Below are 20,227 nucleotides of genomic sequence, written 5' to 3' on the forward strand. Positions count from 1 at the left end.
AATAATCTCAATCAAAGCATTTCCCCTGTGCACGTAATGCTTTTACTGGTGCAAAATCCTGACGATGCTGTGGCAATACGCCAAATTGCTTTAGAGCAGCCAGATGTGCTGCTGTACCATAACCCTTATGTTTGGCAAAACCATACTGGGGATAGCGCTGATCCAGTGCGTACATTTCTGCATCCCGCGCTGTCTTAGCCAGAATCGAAGCAGCAGAAATAGCAGCTATTTTCAGATCACCTTTGACTACTGCTTCTGCTGGCAAAGACAAATCAGTGGGTATGCGGTTACCATCTATCCATACTTTGGCTGGCTTGATATGCAAGCCAGCTACTGCCCGAGCCATGGCGCGCATGGTTGCAAACAGAATATTATATTGATGAATTTCGGCTACATCAGCAGCTGCCACTGACCAAGCAGTTGCCTGTTGCTTAATCATCACCGCTAGCGCATCACGTTTCTTTTCAGATAATTTTTTTGAATCAGTAAGACCGGGTAAATCATAATCTGCCGGCAAGATAACTGCTGCTGCATATACACTGCCTACCAAAGGCCCGCGGCCGGCTTCGTCCACACCGGCATGGCTGGGTAATACGACTAAATCCATACTCATATCTGTCCCGTTGCATGCTGTAAGACTGCCTGTGCGGCCAGTTCATCCGTATTTAAACGTAATTGCTGATGTAATGTTGAAAAATCGGCCTGCAAGCTTTGTACTTCCTGCGGCGATTCATACCAGTGAATTACCGCTTGCGCCAGTTTTTGTGCTGTAGCGTTACTCTGTAGCAGTTCGGGCACCACACCTTTGCCTAACAAGATATTTGGCAAACCAACATACGGAACCTTAATTTTATATTTGACATAAGCATATGTTAAGGGTGAAATTTTATAACTGATGACCATCGGACACTGGCATAAAGCTACTTCCAGCGTAGCCGTGCCACTGGTAACCAGCGCCACATCTGCTGCCTGACAGGCCATTTCAGCATGGGCTGACATTAAACGCACAGGCAATTTTTGCCAGACTGGCTGAGCCAGTATTGCCTGCATTCGCTGCCGCGTTGCCGTCGTTGCCAGTGGCAATAAGAACTGCGCCTGTGGATAACGCTGATGAATAATTTCTGCTGCCTGTAAAAACAGTGGCGCCATAAAATCGATTTCACTGACGCGGCTGCCTGGCATTAAAACAAATACTGGTGCCTGTTCAGGCAATTTCAGTTGCTGCCGTTTTGCCATTCGGTCAACAATCTGTGGCAAAGTCTGGGCAAGGGGATGGCCAACGAAGCGGGCACGACCACCGGCCTGCTGGTATAGCTCTGGTTCCATCGGAAACAGACACAATACCTCGTCTACTTGCTTAACAATTTTTTTTACCCGCTTACGCCGCCATGCCCATACAGATGGGCTGACATAATGTACGGTGGCAATACCGGCACGCTTTAAGCTTTCTGCGACACCCAAATTAAAATCCGGTGCATCAATGCCTACAAATACCTGCGGGCGGATTTTTTTCAGTGCCTGGATCAAACCGCGACGAATGGACAGAATTTCCGGTAATTTTTTTACTACCTCAACAAAACCGCGTACCGCCAGTTTTTCCTGATCATACAGGCTCTGTATCCCCGCAGCCAACATCCGCGGCCCGCCGATACCAACAAACCGTACATGAGGATAACGTGCACGAATGGCATTCATCAGATGAGCACCCAGTAAATCACCAGATGCTTCTCCGGCACACAAGGCTATAGTTAGCATCGGCAGTTCAGTTGCAGTTTTATTCATAGCGGAATAGCAGTTTTATAAGCAACTATTATGATACAGTGTAATAGATAGCAAGTTTAGCAGGCGATACCGGATTATAAAAAGCTGGCGTATAAAAGTTAAAAGCCCAAGCAGAGGGCTTGGGCTTTTATAGTGGGGTGGCTGATGGGGCTCGAACCCACGACAACTGGAATCACAATCCAGGGCTCTACCAACTGAGCTACAGCCACCATAAAAACTTTTTCAAACTTTGGTGCGCCCGACAGGAATCGAACCTGTAACCCCCGGCTTAGAAGGCCGGTGCTCTATCCGGTTGAGCTACGGGCGCGTGCTCTCAAATCTATCCGGATAAGGATTCAGTCGATATGGTCGGGGTGGTGGGATTCGAACTCACGACCCTCTGCTCCCAAAGCAGATGCGCTAACCAGGCTGCGCTACACCCCGACGAGAGAGGCGAACTATACAGCTCTAAAAAACTATCGTCAAGAGGTAAAGCAAATTTTTTTGCCATATTTTTGAATTATTGCCGATTTATGTTGGTGGCAGTAGATAAAAGCAGATGAAACCGCCGAAAAAAAATGCGACAATACTATTTTTCTGAATATTGGCTGCTGACTGCTGACTGCTGGCCAGCAGCATAATCTTTCCTTTCTGTCTGGAATATTCTGATGACCGCACAACTCATTGATGGTAAAAAAATTTCCCAACAAATTCTACAAAATCTGGCTGCGCGCGTACAACAGCGGCTGGACAATCGGCTACACCGTCCCTGTCTGGCTGTGGTGCTGGTAGGCGAAGATCCGGCCAGTGCAGTATATGTACGCAATAAAAAACGTGCCTGTGAAACCATCGGATTTGAATCACGCAGTTACGAGCTGCCGGCACAGACCAGTGAAGCTGAATTACTGGCACTGATCGACGAGATGAATGCTGACAACGGTGTTGACGGTATTCTGGTGCAATTACCTCTGCCTGCGCACATTGACGGTCAGAAGATACTGGAACGAATTGTGCCGCACAAAGATGTAGATGGTTTTCATCCGTATAATGTAGGCCGTTTGGCAGTGAAAATGCCGTTAATGCGCCCATGTACACCTAAAGGGGTGATGACATTACTCGATGCTTATCAGGTTGAAATAACCGGCAAAAAAGCCGTCGTGATTGGTGCTTCGAATATTGTCGGCCGACCGCAGGCATTAGAATTGCTACTGGCACGTGCAACTGTAACAGTTTGTCACAGTGCTACTCAGAATCTGGCGCAGGAAGTTGCTGCCGCCGATATTGTGGTAGCGGGTGTCGGCATTCCAGAGTTTGTCAAAGGTGAATGGATTAAACCGGGTGCAGTGGTTATAGATGTGGGGATTAACCGACTGGAAAACGGGCAGTTATGCGGTGATGTAGAGTTTGAGACTGCCAAAGAACGTGCGGCAATGATTACGCCGGTACCGGGTGGAGTTGGCCCCATGACTATCGCGACCTTAATGGAAAATACACTGCAAGCGGCGGAAATTCACGATACACAGCGGCTCTGACATCACGCAACACAATTAAGAGGCGACGCTGCTCTGTATTGCAATGCATGACACAGAAGGCATGTATCAGCTTTTTAACCGGTGTATTGTTATGATGCAGTAGAATAAAGCAGCTATACTGAATCAAAGATTATTCTATAAGCACTGGCAAAAATCCCGGGCCACTGTATCAACCAGTGGCACACAACAAGCTGGCAGCGTTTCTGAAGCAGTTGTCTTGGTTTATTTAACAAACTATTGTGGTATTAATGTAATGTATCAATTTTTTCTGGACGCATGGGCTGCCCTGCGTCTGCGCTTTTATCCTAAAACGCATTATCGTTACTCTCCGTTAATTATAGTGCCGGTTTTGCTGGCACTTGGCTTGATCAATATGGCCAATATGTCGCAGATTTTGGGACATCAGGCTGGTATAACTGCTTTCATTCTGGCATTAACAGTGTTGCGCTGGGGTATTCTGGGTATGACAATGCAGACTATTTTAGGCTACTACAGCAAGCAGCCTGGGCAATGGTATGGTTATGTACTGGTTACTGAAGCGCTGATACTACCAATGATAGCGATGCTGTACTGGCCACAGGCATTAGCCACCCCTGGATCTTTCTGGCTGATATGGACAATGGTGGTGCAGGTGTCTGGTTTTGTACGCATCAGCCAGCAAAATGTTTTCAAAGTAGCCTTGGCTTATATTATTTATTTTTTAGTTACCAGTCTGGCAGGAGGTATGCTGCTGCTCGTATTCAGTACCATGGGCTGGCTGGATATAAACAGTATGGCGCAGGCTTTCCAACAAATGCTAACGACAATACCCGCTGAAACAGGAATACGCTAATGCTGATGTAGAATCAGGCTGGTTCCGCTATAATAATACATGGTGTTTTTTGTGCGATTTAAACTATTTAGCACTCTTTACCCGAAATTCACCTGACCGTTTTTGTTGATTTGAAAAGGAATAAGCATGACATTAAAAGTTGCCATTAATGGTTATGGCCGTATCGGCCGCCAGGTATTGCGTGCAATTTATGACTATAACCTGCGCAACCAGTTTGAAATTGTCGCGGTAAATGCCAGTGGTTCACTGGAAACCAGTGCGCATCTGACAAAGTTTGATACGGTTCATGGCCGTTTTGCCGCAGATGTTTCATGTGATGATGATGCTTTAATCATTAACGGCGATCGTATCCGCTTTTTCGCTACCCGCAATCCGGCAGAACTGCCTTGGGGTGAATTAGGTGTTGATCTGGTACTGGAATGTACCGGTGCATTTACCAGCAAGGAAAAAGCCAGTGTTCATTTACACAGTGGTGCGAAAAAGGTTCTTATTTCTGCACCCGGCGGCGCCGATGTGGATGCTACTGTGGTATATGGTGTGAACCATCAGGTACTAACACCGGAAATGACGGTGATATCCAACGGTTCCTGCACAACCAACTGTCTGGCACCAGTCGCCAAAGCCATTAATGATGAGCTGGGCATGGTGAAAGGTTTGATGACTACCATTCATGCGTTCACCAATGATCAGGTTCTGACAGATGTTCGGCATAAAGATTTGCGCCGTGCCCGCAGTGCGGTGGAAAACCTGATTCCAACCAAAACCGGTGCGGCCAAGGCTGTGGGACTGGTACTACCTGAATTACAGGGTAAATTTGACGGTTTTTCGGTACGCGTACCCACAATCAATGTTTCACTGGTTGATTTAACCTTTGAAGCAGCACGCGATACCAGTGTAGAAGAAGTGAATGCCATCGTTAAAGCCGCCAGTGAAGGCAGTATGCAGCACATCCTAGGCTACAACACTTTGCCACTGGTTTCCACCGATTTCAATCACATGCCTCAGGCATCGATTTTTGACAGCACTTTAACTAAAGTAACCAATGGCAATATGGTAAAAGTACTGGCATGGTACGATAATGAATGGGGCTTTAGCTGCCAGATGCTGAACACCGCCCGCGCCATGTTTGGCATGGAAGTTACACCGCTCGCCTAAGCTGTTGTCAGCAGGTACAGGCTGTCTGAACCCGCCGGGCTATTCAGGCAGCCTGAACACATTCCGGCTAACCGGAACCAAACCAATAAATCTCAGCCAAACAAACAATAATCGTCGCCAATTGAGCTGATCAAGCCAATAGCCAATAATTTTAATTTCCTAACAGACAAAACGCTGGTACTCCTTTCCCGCTTCATTGAGGCACAGATTATGCTTAAATATCACTTGCAACCCCACTCTCTGACCCAGCATTTGTGGCAAGTACGTCTCAGTTTTACACAGCTGGATAATCAGGATTTCAGTCTGAGTCTGCCCAACTGGCTACCCGGCAGCTATATGATTCGTGATTTTGCCCGCCACATTGTCACATTATCGGCCAGTTGCAACCATACACCAGCATCAGCAGAACAGATAAATAAAAATACCTGGATTTGCAGCGGGCAGGCTGGTAATTGGGAAATCAGCTATCTGGTTTACGCCTTTGATACTTCGGTGCGTGGCGCATTTTTAAATACCGAACGGGGCTTTTTTGATGGTGCCTGCCTGTTTTTACGTCATAACCAGCGTCAGCAGGAAACCTGTCAGTTAGGTATTACCGGTTTGCCGGAAAACTGGGACATCGCCACCACCATGCCGCAAACATCACAGGCACAGGTTTATCAGGCCTGCAATTACCGTGCCCTGATTGATTATCCGGTGGAAATGGGTCATCTGCTGCGTCTGCCATTTACAGCAGGTGGTATCGACCACGAAATTATTATCAGCGGACACTTCTCGCCGTTTGACCAGCAGCGGCTGGTAGATGATGTAGCCAAAATATGTGCCAGCGAAATAGCCATGTTTGCCGCACCGGCACCATTTGAGCGCTACAGCTTTCTATTATTTGTTGGAAACGGCATTTATGGTGGACTGGAACACAGATCATCTTCGGCACTCATGGCAGACCGGCATGACCTGCCACAAACCGATGGCAAAAATAGCGATGCCTATATCACCTTACTGGGATTATTCAGCCATGAATATTTTCACGCATGGAATGTTAAATCTATTATTCCATCCGTGTTTGCCAACGATGATCTGAATACAGAAGCCTATACCCGTTTGTTATGGGCATTTGAAGGCATCACCTCTTATTATGATGATTGGTTTCTGGTACGCAGTGGTGTGATTACCCCGGCTCAATATCTGCAACTACTGGCCAAAACCATTACTCGGGTACAGCAGGGTGCCGGCCGGCTGAAGCAAAGTTTGGCCGATTCCAGCTTCACCGCGTGGACAAAATACTATAAACAGAATGAAAACAGTGCCAATGCTATTGTCAGCTATTACCAGAAAGGTGCACTGGCAGCCATGTGTCTGGATCACTATATACGCCAGCAAACCAGACAACAGAAAAATCTGGACGACATTATGCGTGCTTTGTATCAGGACTGGCGTGAGCGGAGCATGGGTCTGGCTGAAAATGAATGGCTAGAAATCGCTCAACAGGCCACTGGTATAGATTTAACCGAGGTTTATCAGCAATATATTATGGCTACCGCTGATTTACCTCTGGCTGAACAGTTGCAACAAGCTGGGGTGCAGTTACACTGGGCGGCCTTGCCACGCCAGCATGGTGGTGCTTATGTTGAACATATCTCCCTTAACGAACAGGCTTGCGCAGACTTGGGTGCCCGTTTTCAATCAGCAGCATTTGGCATCAGCCTACAGCAGATATTTAATCAGGGCAGTGCCGAGAATGCAGGCATGTGTGCTGGTGATCAGCTTATTGCCCTTAATGATGAAATCATTACTGATTTTGATAAACAGTGGGCACGTATTGATGTGGGCGAAACGGTTCAGCTGCATTTTATCCGCGACGGTCTGCTGCGACAGACTACCTTACTGGCACAGGCAGCGACAACTGATACTGCGCTGTTAAGCATTGATAATGCATTGCTATTACAGCAGTGGTTACAGCCGCAGTTACAGATTTAACCAGATATTATTACCATCACTTTCCTATTTACAAATGTTGTGTATTCATGCCTGCTGACTTACATCTGACTCTTGTCCTGCCGGGCTTATTGTGGCCACATCAGGAAGCTATGGTGCCAAAATTACAGTTACCGGCACTGAATACCCTGCGGCTGTGGAGCAAATATTTCCCACAAACTATTAGCAGAAGCCTGCTTTACCGGCAATATCTGTGGCAAGGTTCATGGTTACAACAGGCAAGCCAGCAAATAAATTCTAACTCAAATGGTTATGGCTTTATTGCTACTCCCATCAGCCAGACAGCCGGCATGCATCAGCTTCAGTATCTGGATGGAAAAGCACTTGGCCTGACTACAAAAGAAGCGCAGGCTTTCTGTGACGTGTTAAACGCATGGTTACAGGCAGACGGCTGGCAATTTTGGCCAGTAAAACCGGATTTATGGCTAGTTACCACCCCGCAGAGCATTGAATTTACCCTGCCACCCTTGCTGGATTTGTCTGGCAGCATTGATGGTACAGCCAAACCGGCTGGAACTGACGCAACCCAGATTCTGCAACAGCAAACCGAACTGCAAATGTTACTGTATCAGCACCCATTGAACCTGCAACGCAGTGCACGCGGTCTGCCCGTAATCAATAGTTTCTGGTTTGAACAAGACAGCACAGGCACAGCTAACAACGAAACGCTACTTTATACCGATAGCTCATGGGCACTTCACGCACACAATCTGCCAGAAAATTACGCCAGATTATCTGATTCCCTGTCCAGTCAACAGGAAGTTGTACTGTTTAACGAGGAATTGTGCTTACCAGTTAATCAGGGCGATGTTTATACCTATACGCAGATACTGCAACAATGGGAGCAAGACTGGTGGCAACCGCTACTGACAGCACTGCAAAACAGACAAATTCATCGTCTAGATATCCGGTGCGAAGCGGGTCTGCTTAAAATTCGCAAACCCTGGCTTCCTCCTTTCTGGCGCAAAACGAAACCTTTTAGCGGATTAAGTTTATGAAACCGGCTCGCATTCTTGCCCGCCCGATTGATACTGTTGCTCAGCAAACCTTACTTGCACAAGGCGTTGATCCTTTATTGGCCAAACTGTATGCAGCCCGAGCCATTAAAAGCAAAAGCGAAACTGAATACAGTCTGTCTGCCCTGCTGCCGTTTCAGAGTCTGAAAAATATTCATACTGCCAGTAAACGCTTAGCACGGGCAATTGAGCAGCAAGAAAAAATCCTGATTGTGGCTGATTATGATGCAGATGGTGCCACGGCCTGCGCACTGGGTATGCGTGGTTTACAGGCAATGGGTGCCAAAACCGATTTTCTCGTACCTAACCGTTTTGACCATGGCTATGGCCTGACACCGCAAATTGCTGAACTGGCTGCTCAGGCCGGTACCGATTTACTGCTTACCGTGGACAATGGTATTGCCAGCGTGGCAGGGGTACAGCGGGCTCAACAGCTGGGCATGGATGTTTTGATTACTGACCATCATTTACCCGGCGAACAACTGCCTGAATGCATTATTGTTAACCCCAACCAGCCCGGAGATCGTTTTCCAAGCAAGGCTCTGGCGGGCGTAGGAGTTATGTTTTACGTACTGATGGCCTTACGCCACCATCTTCGCCAGCATAACTGGTTTAGCCAGCGTCCTGAACCGAATCTGGCTCAATGGCTTGATCTGGTGGCATTAGGCACCATCGCCGATGTCGTCCCCCTTGATCAGAATAACCGTATTCTGGTAACACAGGGACTCAGACGGATACGCGCAGATAAAATGCAGGCCGGCATACGCGCCCTGTTTCATGTCGCAAAACGCAAAGTACAGCAGGCACAGGCATTTGATCTTGGTTTTGCCATTGGCCCCCGGCTGAATGCAGCAGGCCGGCTAGATGACATGAGTCTGGGTATCGCCTGTCTGCTGAGCGACGATATGGAAAACGCTACAAATTTAGCTCTTCAGTTAGATGATTTAAATCGTGAACGCCGTCAGATTCAGCGCAGTATGCAGGATGAGGCCAATCTGCAACTGGCCACTATTGATACAGAAAACAGCTACAGCATTGTTGCCTATCATGATAGCTGGCATCAGGGCGTAACCGGTATTGTTGCTGGCCGCTTACGCGAAACTTTCCATCGCCCCAGTATTGTTTTTGCTCAGGCAGAAGATGGAACGTTACGCGGTTCCGGTCGTTCCATCGCTGGTTTACATCTGCGTGATGCACTGGATCTGGTTAGCAAGCGTCGGCCAGAAATCATTCAGAAATTCGGTGGCCATGCCATGGCAGCCGGATTGAGCATAGCCAGCATACACCTGCCAGCTTTCCAGCGTGAATTTGAGGCAGTCTGCCAGCAACTTATCCAGCCGGCCGACCTCAATCATACTTACCAAACCGATGGTTCATTAGACGATGAGCACCTAAATTTAGACACTGCACAACAACTGGCCGCATTGGTGTGGGGACAAAACTTTCCCGAACCATGTTTTTGCGACGAATTCAGGGTAATCCGGCAACAAAGCGTTGGCACTGGCCATATCAAAGCAGTGTTGCGCAAGAGCAATTGTGAATGTGAAGCCATGTTTTTCCGCTGTGGCACTACCCTGCCAGAACACATACGCGTGGTTTACCGGCTGGTAGCCAACGAATGGCGCCAACAAATGGAACTACAGTTGTATGCAGATTACTGGGAAATTTGTGCCTAAACAGATATACAAGCTGTTTAAATACACAAATTCACTTATAATTAGCACAATTAAACATTAACATGGATTTACTAACAGGCATATTCTGTACCGGCCACAAAACAGCATACTGGACACACCAGACTGTAAAACGAAGCCAGAACAGGTGTAATAGCCGGCAAGTGTAAACTCTAAAAGTTATTAAGACGGGATTTAGTTTGTATGAGTGTAGGATTGATTCGGGTTTTGTATAAACACCAGATTATTGACGCAGAAAAAGCAGAAAAACTGCGTCAGGAGCTGGAACAGAAACGTCCGGTTATACCGGCACTGTTGCAGTCTGGTGCCATTAATGCCGATAAGCTGGCCAGCTTTCTGTCCAGTGTATTCAGTATTCCTTACCTGAATCTGGAACGGTATAACCAAAATCTGGTACCGTCAAATTTAATCAATTTGAAAGTCATGCAGCAATACATGTGTGTACCGATATTCAAGCGCGGTAACCGCCTGTTTCTCGCTGTATCAGACCCTACATCGATACAGCATTACCAGAAAATTGCTACTGATGCAGGCTGCGTACTGAACTTGGTTATTGTTCGTGATAACCAGTTACGCCAGTTACTGGAAAATCTTGATCAGGAATCCACCAGTCTGCTGGAGGGCATGGATTCAGTCGGTGATGGAGAAGCAAGTGGCAGCAATGCCATGTCCGCAGATGAGGAAGATGGCGAAAATGGCCCGGTTGCTAAATTTGTCTTTAAAATACTGGGGGATGCTCTGGCCGGCGGTGCATCAGATATCCACTTCGAATTTTATGAAGAAATCGCACGGGTACGTTTCCGTGTTGATGGACAATTACGTGAAGTGGTACGTATGCCTCTGAATATTCGCAGCCAGATATCCTCACGTATCAAAGTTATGTCCAAAATGGATATTTCAGAAAAGCGTGTTCCTCAGGATGGCCGCATTCAGATTCAGTTCCGCAAAGGTGCCAAGCCAATTGATTTTCGTGTCAGCACCCTGCCTACTCTGTTTGGTGAAAAAATTGTAATGCGTATCCTGAATTCGGATGCCGCTACCTTGAATATCGAACAGCTCGGTTTTGAGCCATTTCAAAAAGAATTACTGCTAGAAGCTATTCATCGCCCCTATGGCATGGTGCTGGTTACCGGTCCAACCGGTTCGGGTAAAACCGTATCACTGTATACCTGTCTGAATATACTTAATACCGACAGCGTTAATATTTCCACTGCAGAAGACCCAGCGGAAATTAACCTGCCCGGTATCAATCAGGTCAACGTTAATGATAAACAGGGGCTGACATTCGCAGCAGCACTAAAATCTTTCCTGCGTCAGGACCCGGACATTATCATGGTGGGGGAAATTCGAGATCTGGAAACAGCAGATATCGCCATCAAGGCTGCGCAAACTGGCCATATGGTTTTCTCCACCCTGCATACCAATAACGCTCCGGCCACATTGTCACGTATGCTGAATATGGGCGTTGCTCCGTTCAACATCGCCAGCTCAGTTAATCTGATTATGGCTCAGCGTCTGGTACGGCGTTTATGTACCTGCAAGGCACCAGCAGAACGTCCTCCTGAAGATGCTCTGAAAAAAGCCGGCTTTTCGGATGAAGATCTGGCTAAAGACTGGACATTTTACCGGCCGGTGGGCTGTGAACGCTGCAAAAGCAAAGGCTACAAGGGACGTGCCGGTGTTTATGAAGTCATGCCTGTCAGTGAAGAAATGCAACGTATCATTATGAACAACGGTAATGAAGTTGATATCAGTACTCAGGCACTCAAGGAAGGACTGGTTGATTTACGTCATGCCGGTTTGCTTAAAGTTATGGAAGGTATCACGTCTCTGGACGAAATTCTGGCAACCACCAATGATTAAAGCTGATTGCCGATTTATTAAATTAAATCCATACTGTGGGAAAAAACTATGAATAAACCAGTAGCAGTGTCCAAAGCCAAACCCGCCGGTACCACTTTCAGTTTTGAAGGTAAAAACATCAAAACTGAACAGATTGTGCGCGGAGAAGTAGTCGCAAAAAATGAAGCAGAAGCTCGTGCCAAGCTGAACCGGCGTCAGATTCGTGTTATTCAGATTACCAAGGTCAAGAAACAGCGTCAGAAGAAAATCAGCCAGGCGGATATCACTGTCTTTACACGACAATTATCTACCATGATGAAATCCGGCTTACCATTAATGCAGGCATTTGATATCGCTGCCAAAGGCCACTCCAATCCAGCCATGACTCAGTTACTGACAGAAATTCGTGCAGATGTAGAGCAAGGTACATCTCTGGCTGATTCTTTTTCCAAGCACCCAAGATACTTTGATAAATTTTACTGCAATCTGGTGCGTGCCGGTGAAGCTGGTGGTGTACTGGAGGGATTATTAGATAAGCTGGCGGTATATAAAGAAAAAACCCAAGGTATCAAGAAAAAAGTTAAAAGTGCCTTAACTTATCCGGTTGTTGTTGTCATTGTTGCTATAGCACTGGTTTTTGTTATGATGATGTTTGTACTACCCTCTTTTGCCAAGGTATATGAAGGAATGGGCGTTCCATTGCCCGGCTTAACTCAGGTTATGATGAACATCTCTGACTTTTTCGTGCATTATGGTATTTTTATACTAATAGCATTAGTTATTGCTGGAATTGGCTTCCATAAATGGTTTCAAAACTCAGCAAACCTGAGAAAACGCTTTGATCATATGTTATTAAAAATGCCTATCTTTGGGCAAATTGTGCGCAAAGCAACCATTGCACGCTGGTCACGTACTATGGCCACTCTGTTTGCGGCTGGTGTACCACTGGTAGAAGTATTGGATTCTGTAGCAGGCGCAGCAGGTAATATCAAGTATGAGGAAGCGACTCAGGAAATCCGCGCCAAAGTAAACCAGGGTATTTCTCTTACCTCTGCCATGCAAGCAACAGAGTTATTTCCCAATATGGTGATACAAATGGCCTCCATTGGGGAAGAATCAGGTTCACTCGATTCCATGCTGAATAAGGCTGCTGAATTTTATGAAGATGACGTAGATACAGCTGTTTCACAATTATCTTCACTAATGGAACCCATTATCATGGTTGTACTTGGTGGTATTGTCGGTGTGATTCTGGTAGCTATGTACTTGCCACTCTTCAATATTGGTAATGCAGTAGGTTAATGCCAAATGTTAACTGATACCCTGTTTTTCGGTGTAGTCGCACTAATATTGGGTTTTGCTGTTGGCAGTTTTCTGAATGTAGTCATCTATCGCTTACCCATCATGATGGAAAGAAGCTGGCAGGCTGAAGCACGGATGGCACTACAATTGCCAGCAGAAAATTCTGCCCGCTTTAATCTGTGTGTCCCACCTTCAGCCTGTCCGCACTGTCAGTGCAAAATCCGCTGGTGGCAGAATGTACCGCTGTTAAGCTATCTGTTACTACGCGGTCGTTGTGCTGCATGTGCTGCACCAATCAGCCCCCGCTACTTTTGTGTAGAGTTATTAACTGGCCTGGCCTTTGCTGCAGTCGTCTGGCGTTATGATATTACGCCTATCGCAGCGGGTGGCCTGGTTCTGACTGCTGCGCTGATTGCACTGACCTTTATTGATGCAGATACCCAGCTCTTGCCTGACCAGATTACCTTGCCACTATTGTGGTTCGGTTTGCTGTTTAACTGGTACTGTGAATTTGTCTCATTATCTGCTGCTGTCTGGGGTGCCGCACTGGGCTATCTGAGCTTATGGTCACTTTTCTGGCTATTCAAACTGCTAACCGGCAAAGATGGCATGGGCTATGGTGATTTCAAATTACTGGCTGCTCTTGGTGCCTGGATGGGAGTCGCAGCATTGCCATTAATTGTATTTATGGCTGCAATTGTCGGCATTATTGCCTCACTTATTCTCAAAGTTGCCCGTAGCCAGCCAATGGCTTTCGGCCCAGCACTGGCCATCGCCGGCTGGATTGTATGGATGGCAAACAGCCAGATTAACCAATTGATTCACTGGTGGCTGCGTATCTCCGGACTCAGTGCATGACACTCTGGATAGGTTTATCCGGTGGGATAGGCAGTGGTAAGTCCACAGCGGCAAGCTGCTTTGCCGCTTTGGGCGTACCAGTACTGAATGCAGATGATATTTCGCGTCAGCTCACTGCCCCGCAAGGTCTGGCTTTGCCTGCAATCCAGAAACAGTGCGGAAAAAATCTGTTTCTGGCTGATGGCAGTCTGGATCGCCAGCAACTGCGGAACTGGGTATTTGCCGATTCTCATAACCGCATATTACTGGAAAATATTCTTCATCCCCTGATCTGGCAAGGTCTACAACAAGCCAAACAGCAAACCAGTTCAAACCAGCATTATGGCATTATAGAAATTCCTCTACTGGCAGAAAAACCGGAATTTCAACAACTGGTACAACGTATACTCATTATCGAAGCACCGGTTGATATATGTATTCAGAGAGTGCAGCAACGCAGTGGTCTGGACGAAACCGCAATCCGTGCTATCATGACACAACAGACTGACAGTAATAGCAGAAAAACCATTGCCGATGACATTATCATCAACGATGGCAGCTGGCAGGAACTTAACCGGAAAGTCATTCAGCAGCACCACTTCTATCAAGCTCTAACACCATCCTAGTTATGACAGATATCATCCATTTCGAACACCCTTTGTCCGAGCGCGTCCGCAATTTCTTACGTATCGCACACCTGTTCAAGCACTTCCATGAAGTCGTCATACGCAGCGAAATCTGGGCACATCATTGTGCACTGTTTTCGCTGTTTGAAATCATGGAAGCTGCCGCACGTGCTGAGCTCAAACTGGATATCCTGCAGGAACTGGAACGTCAAAAAGGTCTGGCACGGCAACGTGGTGAAGAAGGTGGTGCTGCGCTGGAAACTATCCAGACTGCAATTTCAAATCTGCAAAGTGTCCAGCAGAAATTCGGCCAGCATTTGCGTGAAAATGAATGGCTGATGGCAATCAAACAACGCATGTTTGTTCCTGGTGGTACCAGCCCGTATGATTTGCCTTCATATTATTACTGGCAGCAGAAAAGCCCTGCAGAACGCGAAAACCAGTTACGCCAGTGGATCCAAAGCCTGTTACCCACTTATGAAGCCATCAATCTGCTACTGGAAATCCTGCGCCACAACAGTTTATCAGTAGAATGTCTGGCAACAGCTGGCAGTTACCAGCATAATAGTCTGGGACAGAATATCCATCTGCTTGGCATTAATGTTGCCCAGAACGCAGCAGCATTGCCAGAAGTATCGGCCAATAAATATTTTACCCACATTCGCTTTTTACAGGCATCACAACAACAGGCACGCGGACCAGTATTAACGACAGACATTCCGTTTACTCTGGTTATGTGCAGCTTCGATCCGGTAATCAAATAATGACAGAAAAAATCACAACGGTTATTTGCCCCACCTGTGGCCAAAGCGTTGCCTGGATTCCAGCCAACCGTTTCCGGCCATTTTGTTCAGAACGCTGCAAAATGATTGATCTTGGCAGCTGGGCCAGTGAAAGCTATAACCTGCCAGCAGATGAAGATCAGCCCCTGAGCGAAGAAATAAAACCATCAGAGCCTTAATCATCAGCAGAACATTATCACTAACCATTGCAGATATCCATTTAACCTATGACTTCTCCTGCTCTTTGCATCAAACAGGCTGTTAAAACCTATGCCAATGGTTTTATGGCTTTAAAAGGCGTCAGCTTCAGCGTTCAGCCAGGTGAATTTTTTGGGCTGCTCGGCCCCAACGGCGCCGGCAAAACCACACTTATTTCAGCAATGGCCGGCCTGAGCCGTCTAACTTCCGGCCAAATCAGCATTTGCGGCCATGATGTGCAACATGAAGCAAATATCACCCGTCAACTTTTAGGAGTCGTACCACAGGAACTTGTTTTCGACCCTTTTTTCAGCGTACGCGAGGCACTGCGATTTCAGTCCGGTTATTTTGGTTTGCGCAAAAACGACGAATGGATAGATGAAATTATTGTCAATCTGGGTCTGGCAGACAAAGCCAATACCAATACCCGCAATCTCTCCGGCGGCATGAAGCGTCGTGTCATGGTAGCGCTGGCACTGGTACACCGGCCGCCAGTCATCGTACTGGACGAACCGACTGCCGGCGTAGATGTCGAATTAAGACAAAATCTGTGGCGATTCATTACCAAACTGAATACAGCCGGTCATACCATCATTCTGACAACCCATTATCTGGAAGAGGCACAGTCGTTATGTAACCGTATTGCCATGCTTAAACACGGCGAAATTGTGGCACTGGACAGTACCCAAAACCTATTGGATAGCGAAGCAGATTTACAACTGACATTAACGCTAGACCAACCACTACCAGCCAACCTGCATCAGCATCTCATACAGGCAGATGGTAACAATTATCTACTGAAACTTGCTGACTACAGCCAGCTGGCCACCCTGTTACAAAACCTGCAAACCCAGAATATCAGCGTCAGAAACCTGCACATAATGGAAAACGATCTGGAAAACGTCTTCCTGCGCCTGACCAGCGATCATGTGAAAGGCGAAAAATGAATACCATTGGTTGCTATACCCTGTTTAAAAAAGAAGTACTGCGTTTCTGGAAAGTAGGCTTTCAAACCCTATCTGCGCCCATTTTGACTGCCCTGCTGTACCAGCTGATTTTTGCTCACCTCATGCAGGGACGTACCGATATCCTGCCTGGTGTCAGCTATAATGCATTTCTGATACCGGGGCTAGCCATGATGTCCATGCTGCAAAATGCCTTTGCCAACTCTTCCTCAAGCCTGATTCAGTCACGTATAACCGGTAATCTGATATTTATCCTGTTACCGCCATTAGGTACAGCTGCTTTCTTCTGCGCCTATGTGGGTGCTTCCATCCTGCGCGGATTAATGGTGGGGATTGGTGTAATAGCAGTAACAGCTTTCTTCGGCCTACCACTGCCTTATCACATTGGCTGGATAATCACATTCGCCTTACTGGGATGTGCAATTATGAGTATGTTTGGCCTCTTGGCAGGCATTGTTGCAGAAAAATTCGACCAGCTAGCTGCATTCCAGAATTTTCTCATCATGCCCTTGACTTTTCTGTCTGGTGTATTCTATTCCATTAACAGCTTGTCACCATTCTGGCGCTCCCTCAGTCATTTCAATCCGGTTTTTTACATCATTGACGGCTTTCGTTTTGGCTTTTTCGGCCAAAGTGACTCCTCCCCCTGGCTGGCATTAAGCGTAGTCGGCAGCTTTGCCATCGGCTTATGTATTCTTGTCTGCGCCATACTGAAATCTGGCTGGAAATTACGCAATTAGACAAACTAAGACGCTATAATAGCCGCCATTTCAATAGCTATTCTGGAGCCCATCATGTTAACACCCGAAGAGGTTAAAGCCATGATTGCCAACCTTCTGCCCTGCGAATATCTCGAGGTTGAAGGCGACGGTCATCATTTCTTTGCCCGGATTGTATCCAGTGCTTTTACCGGAAAAAGCCGTCTGGCTCGCCATCGCATGATTAAAGATGGCCTAGCACAACAGATTGCCAGCAATGAATTACATGCACTATCCATTACTACCGCAGCCACACCTGCTGAATGGGCAGCAAAACAGCATTAATCGGCAGACAGCCTTTACTGCCATCATTGAGAATTTATATGGAAAAATTAAAAATCCGTGCTAACGGCGCATTAAACGGCGAAATCATTATTTCTGGCGCCAAAAATGCAGCCCTGCCTTTGCTGTGTGCTTCACTACTGACACGGGATACCCTGCATCTGACTAATGTCCCTATGCTGCGGGACGTTAAAACCACCCAAAAACTGTTACAGGGCATGGGCGCACGCGTACTGACAGACAACGTGCATGAATTCGAAATCAACTGTAGCGGTATCAACAATACCTGTGCACCATACGATCTGGTCAAAACCATGCGTGCTTCCATTCTGGTATTAGGACCGACACTGGCGCATTTTGGTGAAGCTCAGGTTAGCCTGCCTGGCGGGTGTGCCATCGGTTCACGACCGGTAGACCAGCATCTGAAAGGCCTTGAAGCCATGGGCGCCGAAATCAGTATCGAGCATGGCTACGTCAAAGCCCGTGCCCGACGTCTGCAAGGCGCACATATCGTCATGGATATGGTTACCGTAACCGGTACAGAAAACCTGTTAATGGCTGCAACACTGGCAGAAGGCACGACCATTCTGGAAAATGCGGCCATGGAACCAGAAGTTACCGATCTTGCCGACTGTCTGGTTAAAATGGGAGCGAATATTCAGGGCATAGGTACTCCTACTCTTACCATTACCGGTGTAGAAAAACTACATGGCTGTACCCACCGCGTAGTCCCCGATCGCATCGAAGCCGGTACTTTCCTGTGCGCAGTAGCCATGACCGGCGGTAAAGTAGTTCTGAAGCATGCCGCCCCTAAAACCATGCTGGCCATTCTGGAAAAACTGAGTGAAGCCGGTGCCATTATTGAAGCAGGTGACGACTGGATCAGCATCGACATGCAGCAGCGTCCGAAAGCCGTAGATATACGTACTCTGCCCTACCCAGCATTTCCCACCGACATGCAGGCACAGTTTATGGTAATGAACACCATCGCCAGCGGTAACAGTAAAGTAGTAGAAACCATCTTTGAAAACCGCTTTATGCACGTACCCGAACTCAATCGCATGGGAGCACGGATATCAGCCGAAGGCAATACCGCTATTGTAGAAGGCGTGGAACAGTTATCCGGTACCACCGTAATGGCCACCGACCTGCGTGCATCGGCCAGTCTTGTACTGGCTGGTCTGGTAGCGAGTGGTGAAACCACCGTTGAACGTATTTATCATCTAGATCGTGGTTACGAAAACATTGAACAAAAACTGAGTGGCGTAGGCGCTATTATTGAACGTGCTAGCAACTAGTAAACATCACAATCAAACAACAGGGCTATCTGGCAAATCCAGATAATCCTGTTTTATATAATATACATATAAATTTAAATACCTAAGAAGTCATAATCTAGTTTCTGAATAGTCATTTTCTATATATACCAACTAAACACATAAATTATTTAAAATATTAAACAAAAATATTAATTAGTACGGATAACTCGAAATAAATTAATAGCCAATACAGGCTGATTAACGTATCAATTAACAGCAAACCTGAAGCTTAATTTTCACATACTATTAAATTATATAATCCACCAGCTCTGGCAAGCTGAACATGGTTAGGCGTTGTGGTTTGAACCACACTGTTTGTGATGGTTGCAGAGCCAGTGTGCGAAATTCTGCTGGTGACAGCCACACCTGTATACGCTGTTTATTATCCTGTCGCCGTAGCCACAACCTGATCTGTGCACCGATAACATGTATTTCTTCCACAATTGCAGCAGCAATCACATTATCCTGAATATGAGTTAATAGCTGTATTTCCTGCGGGCGCACATAGACAGCCACATTCTGGCGCGCGCATTCTCCTGTGGTGACCGGTTCGCAATAGCTGCCCAGACACAGTTGCCCCTGTTCAATACAGGCATCTTCAAAAACATTCACTTCGCCCAGAAACTCGGTAACAAATACATTCCCCGGATTATCATACAAAGATGCAGCCGCACCACTTTGCTCAATTTTGCCCTGATTCATGACCACAATCTGATCAGCCATTTCCAGAGCCTCTTCCTGATCATGTGTAACCAGTACACTGGTAATGTCCAACTGATGGTGAATTTCCACCAGCCACCGGCGTAGCTCCTTGCGTACCTTGGCATCCAGTGCACCAAACGGCTCATCCAGCAACAGCAGTTTTGGTTTGGTTGCCAGCGCCCGTGCCAGTGCAATACGCTGGCGCTGGCCACCAGATAATTGCTGTGGATATACTTTTGCCAGCCACTCCAGCTGCACCAGTTGTAATAATTCTTCTACCCGCGCGGCTATCTCTGCTTTACCCGGGCGCAAGCGGCGTGGCAATACCTGCAAGCCAAAAGCAACATTATCAAACACTGTCATATGGCGAAACAGCGCATAGTGCTGAAACATAAACCCAACCTGCCGCTCACGCACATGCAGCTTGCTGACTTCCTTATCCGCAAAAAACAGTTCACCCGAATCGGCGTGTTCCAGTCCAGCAATAATGCGTAACAAAGTGGTCTTGCCACAGCCTGAAGGGCCAAGCAAAGCTGTCAGCGAACCAGCCGGCACTTGTAAATTAATATCCTGTAAAGCATAATAATCACCATAATATTTGTTCAAATGTTTAATACGAATACCCATAA

At 46.9% G+C, this 20,227-nt stretch carries 19 protein-coding genes and 3 tRNA genes; 16 read left to right on the top strand and 6 right to left on the bottom strand.

The features are described from left to right. Positions 1-7: 7 nt before the first annotated feature. From rnhB to GYX26_RS04075, 5 genes are all read right to left on the bottom strand, one after another. Positions 8-613 (bottom strand): ribonuclease HII, encoded by a 606-nt coding sequence (gene rnhB, locus GYX26_RS04055; RefSeq protein ID WP_174828203.1) that lies wholly within the window; start codon positions 611-613, stop codon positions 8-10. Then, the gene (gene lpxB / locus GYX26_RS04060) at positions 610-1,782 is read right to left on the bottom strand and encodes a lipid-A-disaccharide synthase (RefSeq protein WP_174828204.1); all 1,173 of its coding nucleotides are present in this window, start codon (positions 1,780-1,782) and stop codon (positions 610-612) included. The genes rnhB and lpxB overlap by 4 nt, the downstream gene beginning before the upstream one ends. Positions 1,783-1,915: 133 nt before the next feature. Beyond that, a tRNA-His gene (locus GYX26_RS04065) sits at positions 1,916-1,991 on the bottom strand. 21 nt (positions 1,992-2,012) lie between these two features. Beyond that, a tRNA-Arg gene (locus tag GYX26_RS04070) sits at positions 2,013-2,089 on the bottom strand. Positions 2,090-2,127: 38 nt separating this feature from the next. Then, positions 2,128-2,205, bottom strand: a tRNA-Pro gene (locus GYX26_RS04075). Positions 2,206-2,429: 224 nt separating this feature from the next. On the opposite strand from GYX26_RS04075, the gene folD reads away from it, so the two are divergent. The 16 genes from folD to murA all read left to right on the top strand — a co-directional run bounded on the left by folD (position 2,430) and on the right by murA (position 18,875). Continuing rightward, positions 2,430-3,293, top strand: coding sequence for a bifunctional methylenetetrahydrofolate dehydrogenase/methenyltetrahydrofolate cyclohydrolase FolD (gene folD, locus GYX26_RS04080; RefSeq protein WP_174828205.1), 864 nt, complete (start codon positions 2,430-2,432; stop codon positions 3,291-3,293). Between the two features lie 253 nt (positions 3,294-3,546). Further along, complete coding sequence (locus tag GYX26_RS04085; protein WP_174828206.1) at positions 3,547-4,125, top strand: hypothetical protein; 579 nt, start codon at positions 3,547-3,549, stop codon at positions 4,123-4,125. Between the two features lie 126 nt (positions 4,126-4,251). Then, entirely contained in the window at positions 4,252-5,280 is a 1,029-nt protein-coding gene (gene gap / locus GYX26_RS04090) for a type I glyceraldehyde-3-phosphate dehydrogenase (RefSeq protein WP_174828207.1), read from the top strand. Positions 5,281-5,490: 210 nt separating this feature from the next. Further along, a complete protein-coding gene (locus GYX26_RS04095) occupies positions 5,491-7,257 on the top strand; it encodes a M61 family metallopeptidase (RefSeq protein WP_174828208.1) in 1,767 nt (588 codons plus the stop codon). A 47-nt stretch (positions 7,258-7,304) separates the two neighbouring features. Next, positions 7,305-8,273, top strand: a complete 969-nt coding sequence (locus GYX26_RS04100) for a hypothetical protein (protein WP_174828209.1) — start codon at positions 7,305-7,307, stop codon at positions 8,271-8,273. After that, positions 8,270-9,967 carry a single-stranded-DNA-specific exonuclease RecJ gene (gene recJ / locus GYX26_RS04105; protein WP_174828210.1) on the top strand — a complete coding sequence of 566 codons (1,698 nt, stop codon included), beginning with the start codon at positions 8,270-8,272 and terminating at the stop codon, positions 9,965-9,967. Before GYX26_RS04100 ends, recJ begins: the two co-directional genes overlap by 4 nt. A gap of 201 nt (positions 9,968-10,168) precedes the next feature. Continuing rightward, positions 10,169-11,848 carry a type IV-A pilus assembly ATPase PilB gene (gene pilB, locus GYX26_RS04110; RefSeq protein ID WP_174828211.1) on the top strand — a complete coding sequence of 560 codons (1,680 nt, stop codon included), beginning with the start codon at positions 10,169-10,171 and terminating at the stop codon, positions 11,846-11,848. Positions 11,849-11,896: 48 nt separating this feature from the next. Next, entirely contained in the window at positions 11,897-13,129 is a 1,233-nt protein-coding gene (locus GYX26_RS04115) for a type II secretion system F family protein (protein ID WP_174828212.1), read from the top strand. Positions 13,130-13,135: 6 nt separating this feature from the next. Then, positions 13,136-13,987 (top strand): A24 family peptidase, encoded by an 852-nt coding sequence (locus tag GYX26_RS04120; RefSeq protein ID WP_174828213.1) that lies wholly within the window; start codon positions 13,136-13,138, stop codon positions 13,985-13,987. Then, the gene (gene coaE, locus GYX26_RS04125) at positions 13,984-14,592 is read left to right on the top strand and encodes a dephospho-CoA kinase (RefSeq protein WP_174828214.1); all 609 of its coding nucleotides are present in this window, start codon (positions 13,984-13,986) and stop codon (positions 14,590-14,592) included. Before GYX26_RS04120 ends, coaE begins: the two co-directional genes overlap by 4 nt. A gap of 11 nt (positions 14,593-14,603) precedes the next feature. Further along, positions 14,604-15,356, top strand: a complete 753-nt coding sequence (zapD, locus tag GYX26_RS04130) for a cell division protein ZapD (protein WP_174828261.1) — start codon at positions 14,604-14,606, stop codon at positions 15,354-15,356. Then, positions 15,356-15,553: a DNA gyrase inhibitor YacG gene (yacG, locus tag GYX26_RS04135; RefSeq protein WP_174828215.1), complete on the top strand. Its 198-nt coding sequence runs from the start codon at positions 15,356-15,358 to the stop codon at positions 15,551-15,553. The genes zapD and yacG overlap by 1 nt, the downstream gene beginning before the upstream one ends. Before the next feature lie 48 nt (positions 15,554-15,601). Beyond that, positions 15,602-16,519 carry an ABC transporter ATP-binding protein gene (locus tag GYX26_RS04140; protein WP_174828216.1) on the top strand — a complete coding sequence of 306 codons (918 nt, stop codon included), beginning with the start codon at positions 15,602-15,604 and terminating at the stop codon, positions 16,517-16,519. Continuing rightward, complete coding sequence (locus tag GYX26_RS04145) at positions 16,516-17,277, top strand: ABC transporter permease (protein WP_174828217.1); 762 nt, start codon at positions 16,516-16,518, stop codon at positions 17,275-17,277. The genes GYX26_RS04140 and GYX26_RS04145 overlap by 4 nt, the downstream gene beginning before the upstream one ends. A gap of 54 nt (positions 17,278-17,331) precedes the next feature. After that, a complete protein-coding gene (locus tag GYX26_RS04150; protein WP_100090133.1) occupies positions 17,332-17,580 on the top strand; it encodes a BolA family protein in 249 nt (82 codons plus the stop codon). Positions 17,581-17,618: 38 nt separating this feature from the next. Next, positions 17,619-18,875 carry a UDP-N-acetylglucosamine 1-carboxyvinyltransferase gene (murA, locus tag GYX26_RS04155; RefSeq protein WP_174828218.1) on the top strand — a complete coding sequence of 419 codons (1,257 nt, stop codon included), beginning with the start codon at positions 17,619-17,621 and terminating at the stop codon, positions 18,873-18,875. Positions 18,876-19,142: 267 nt separating this feature from the next. Here murA and GYX26_RS04160 read toward each other — a convergent pair whose 3' ends face one another. Beyond that, the gene (locus GYX26_RS04160; protein WP_174828219.1) at positions 19,143-20,225 is read right to left on the bottom strand and encodes a sulfate/molybdate ABC transporter ATP-binding protein; all 1,083 of its coding nucleotides are present in this window, start codon (positions 20,223-20,225) and stop codon (positions 19,143-19,145) included. Positions 20,226-20,227 lie beyond the last annotated feature (2 nt).

Source organism: Snodgrassella sp. ESL0253 (assembly GCF_013344965.1).
Taxonomy (GTDB): domain Bacteria; phylum Pseudomonadota; class Gammaproteobacteria; order Burkholderiales; family Neisseriaceae; genus Snodgrassella; species Snodgrassella alvi_B.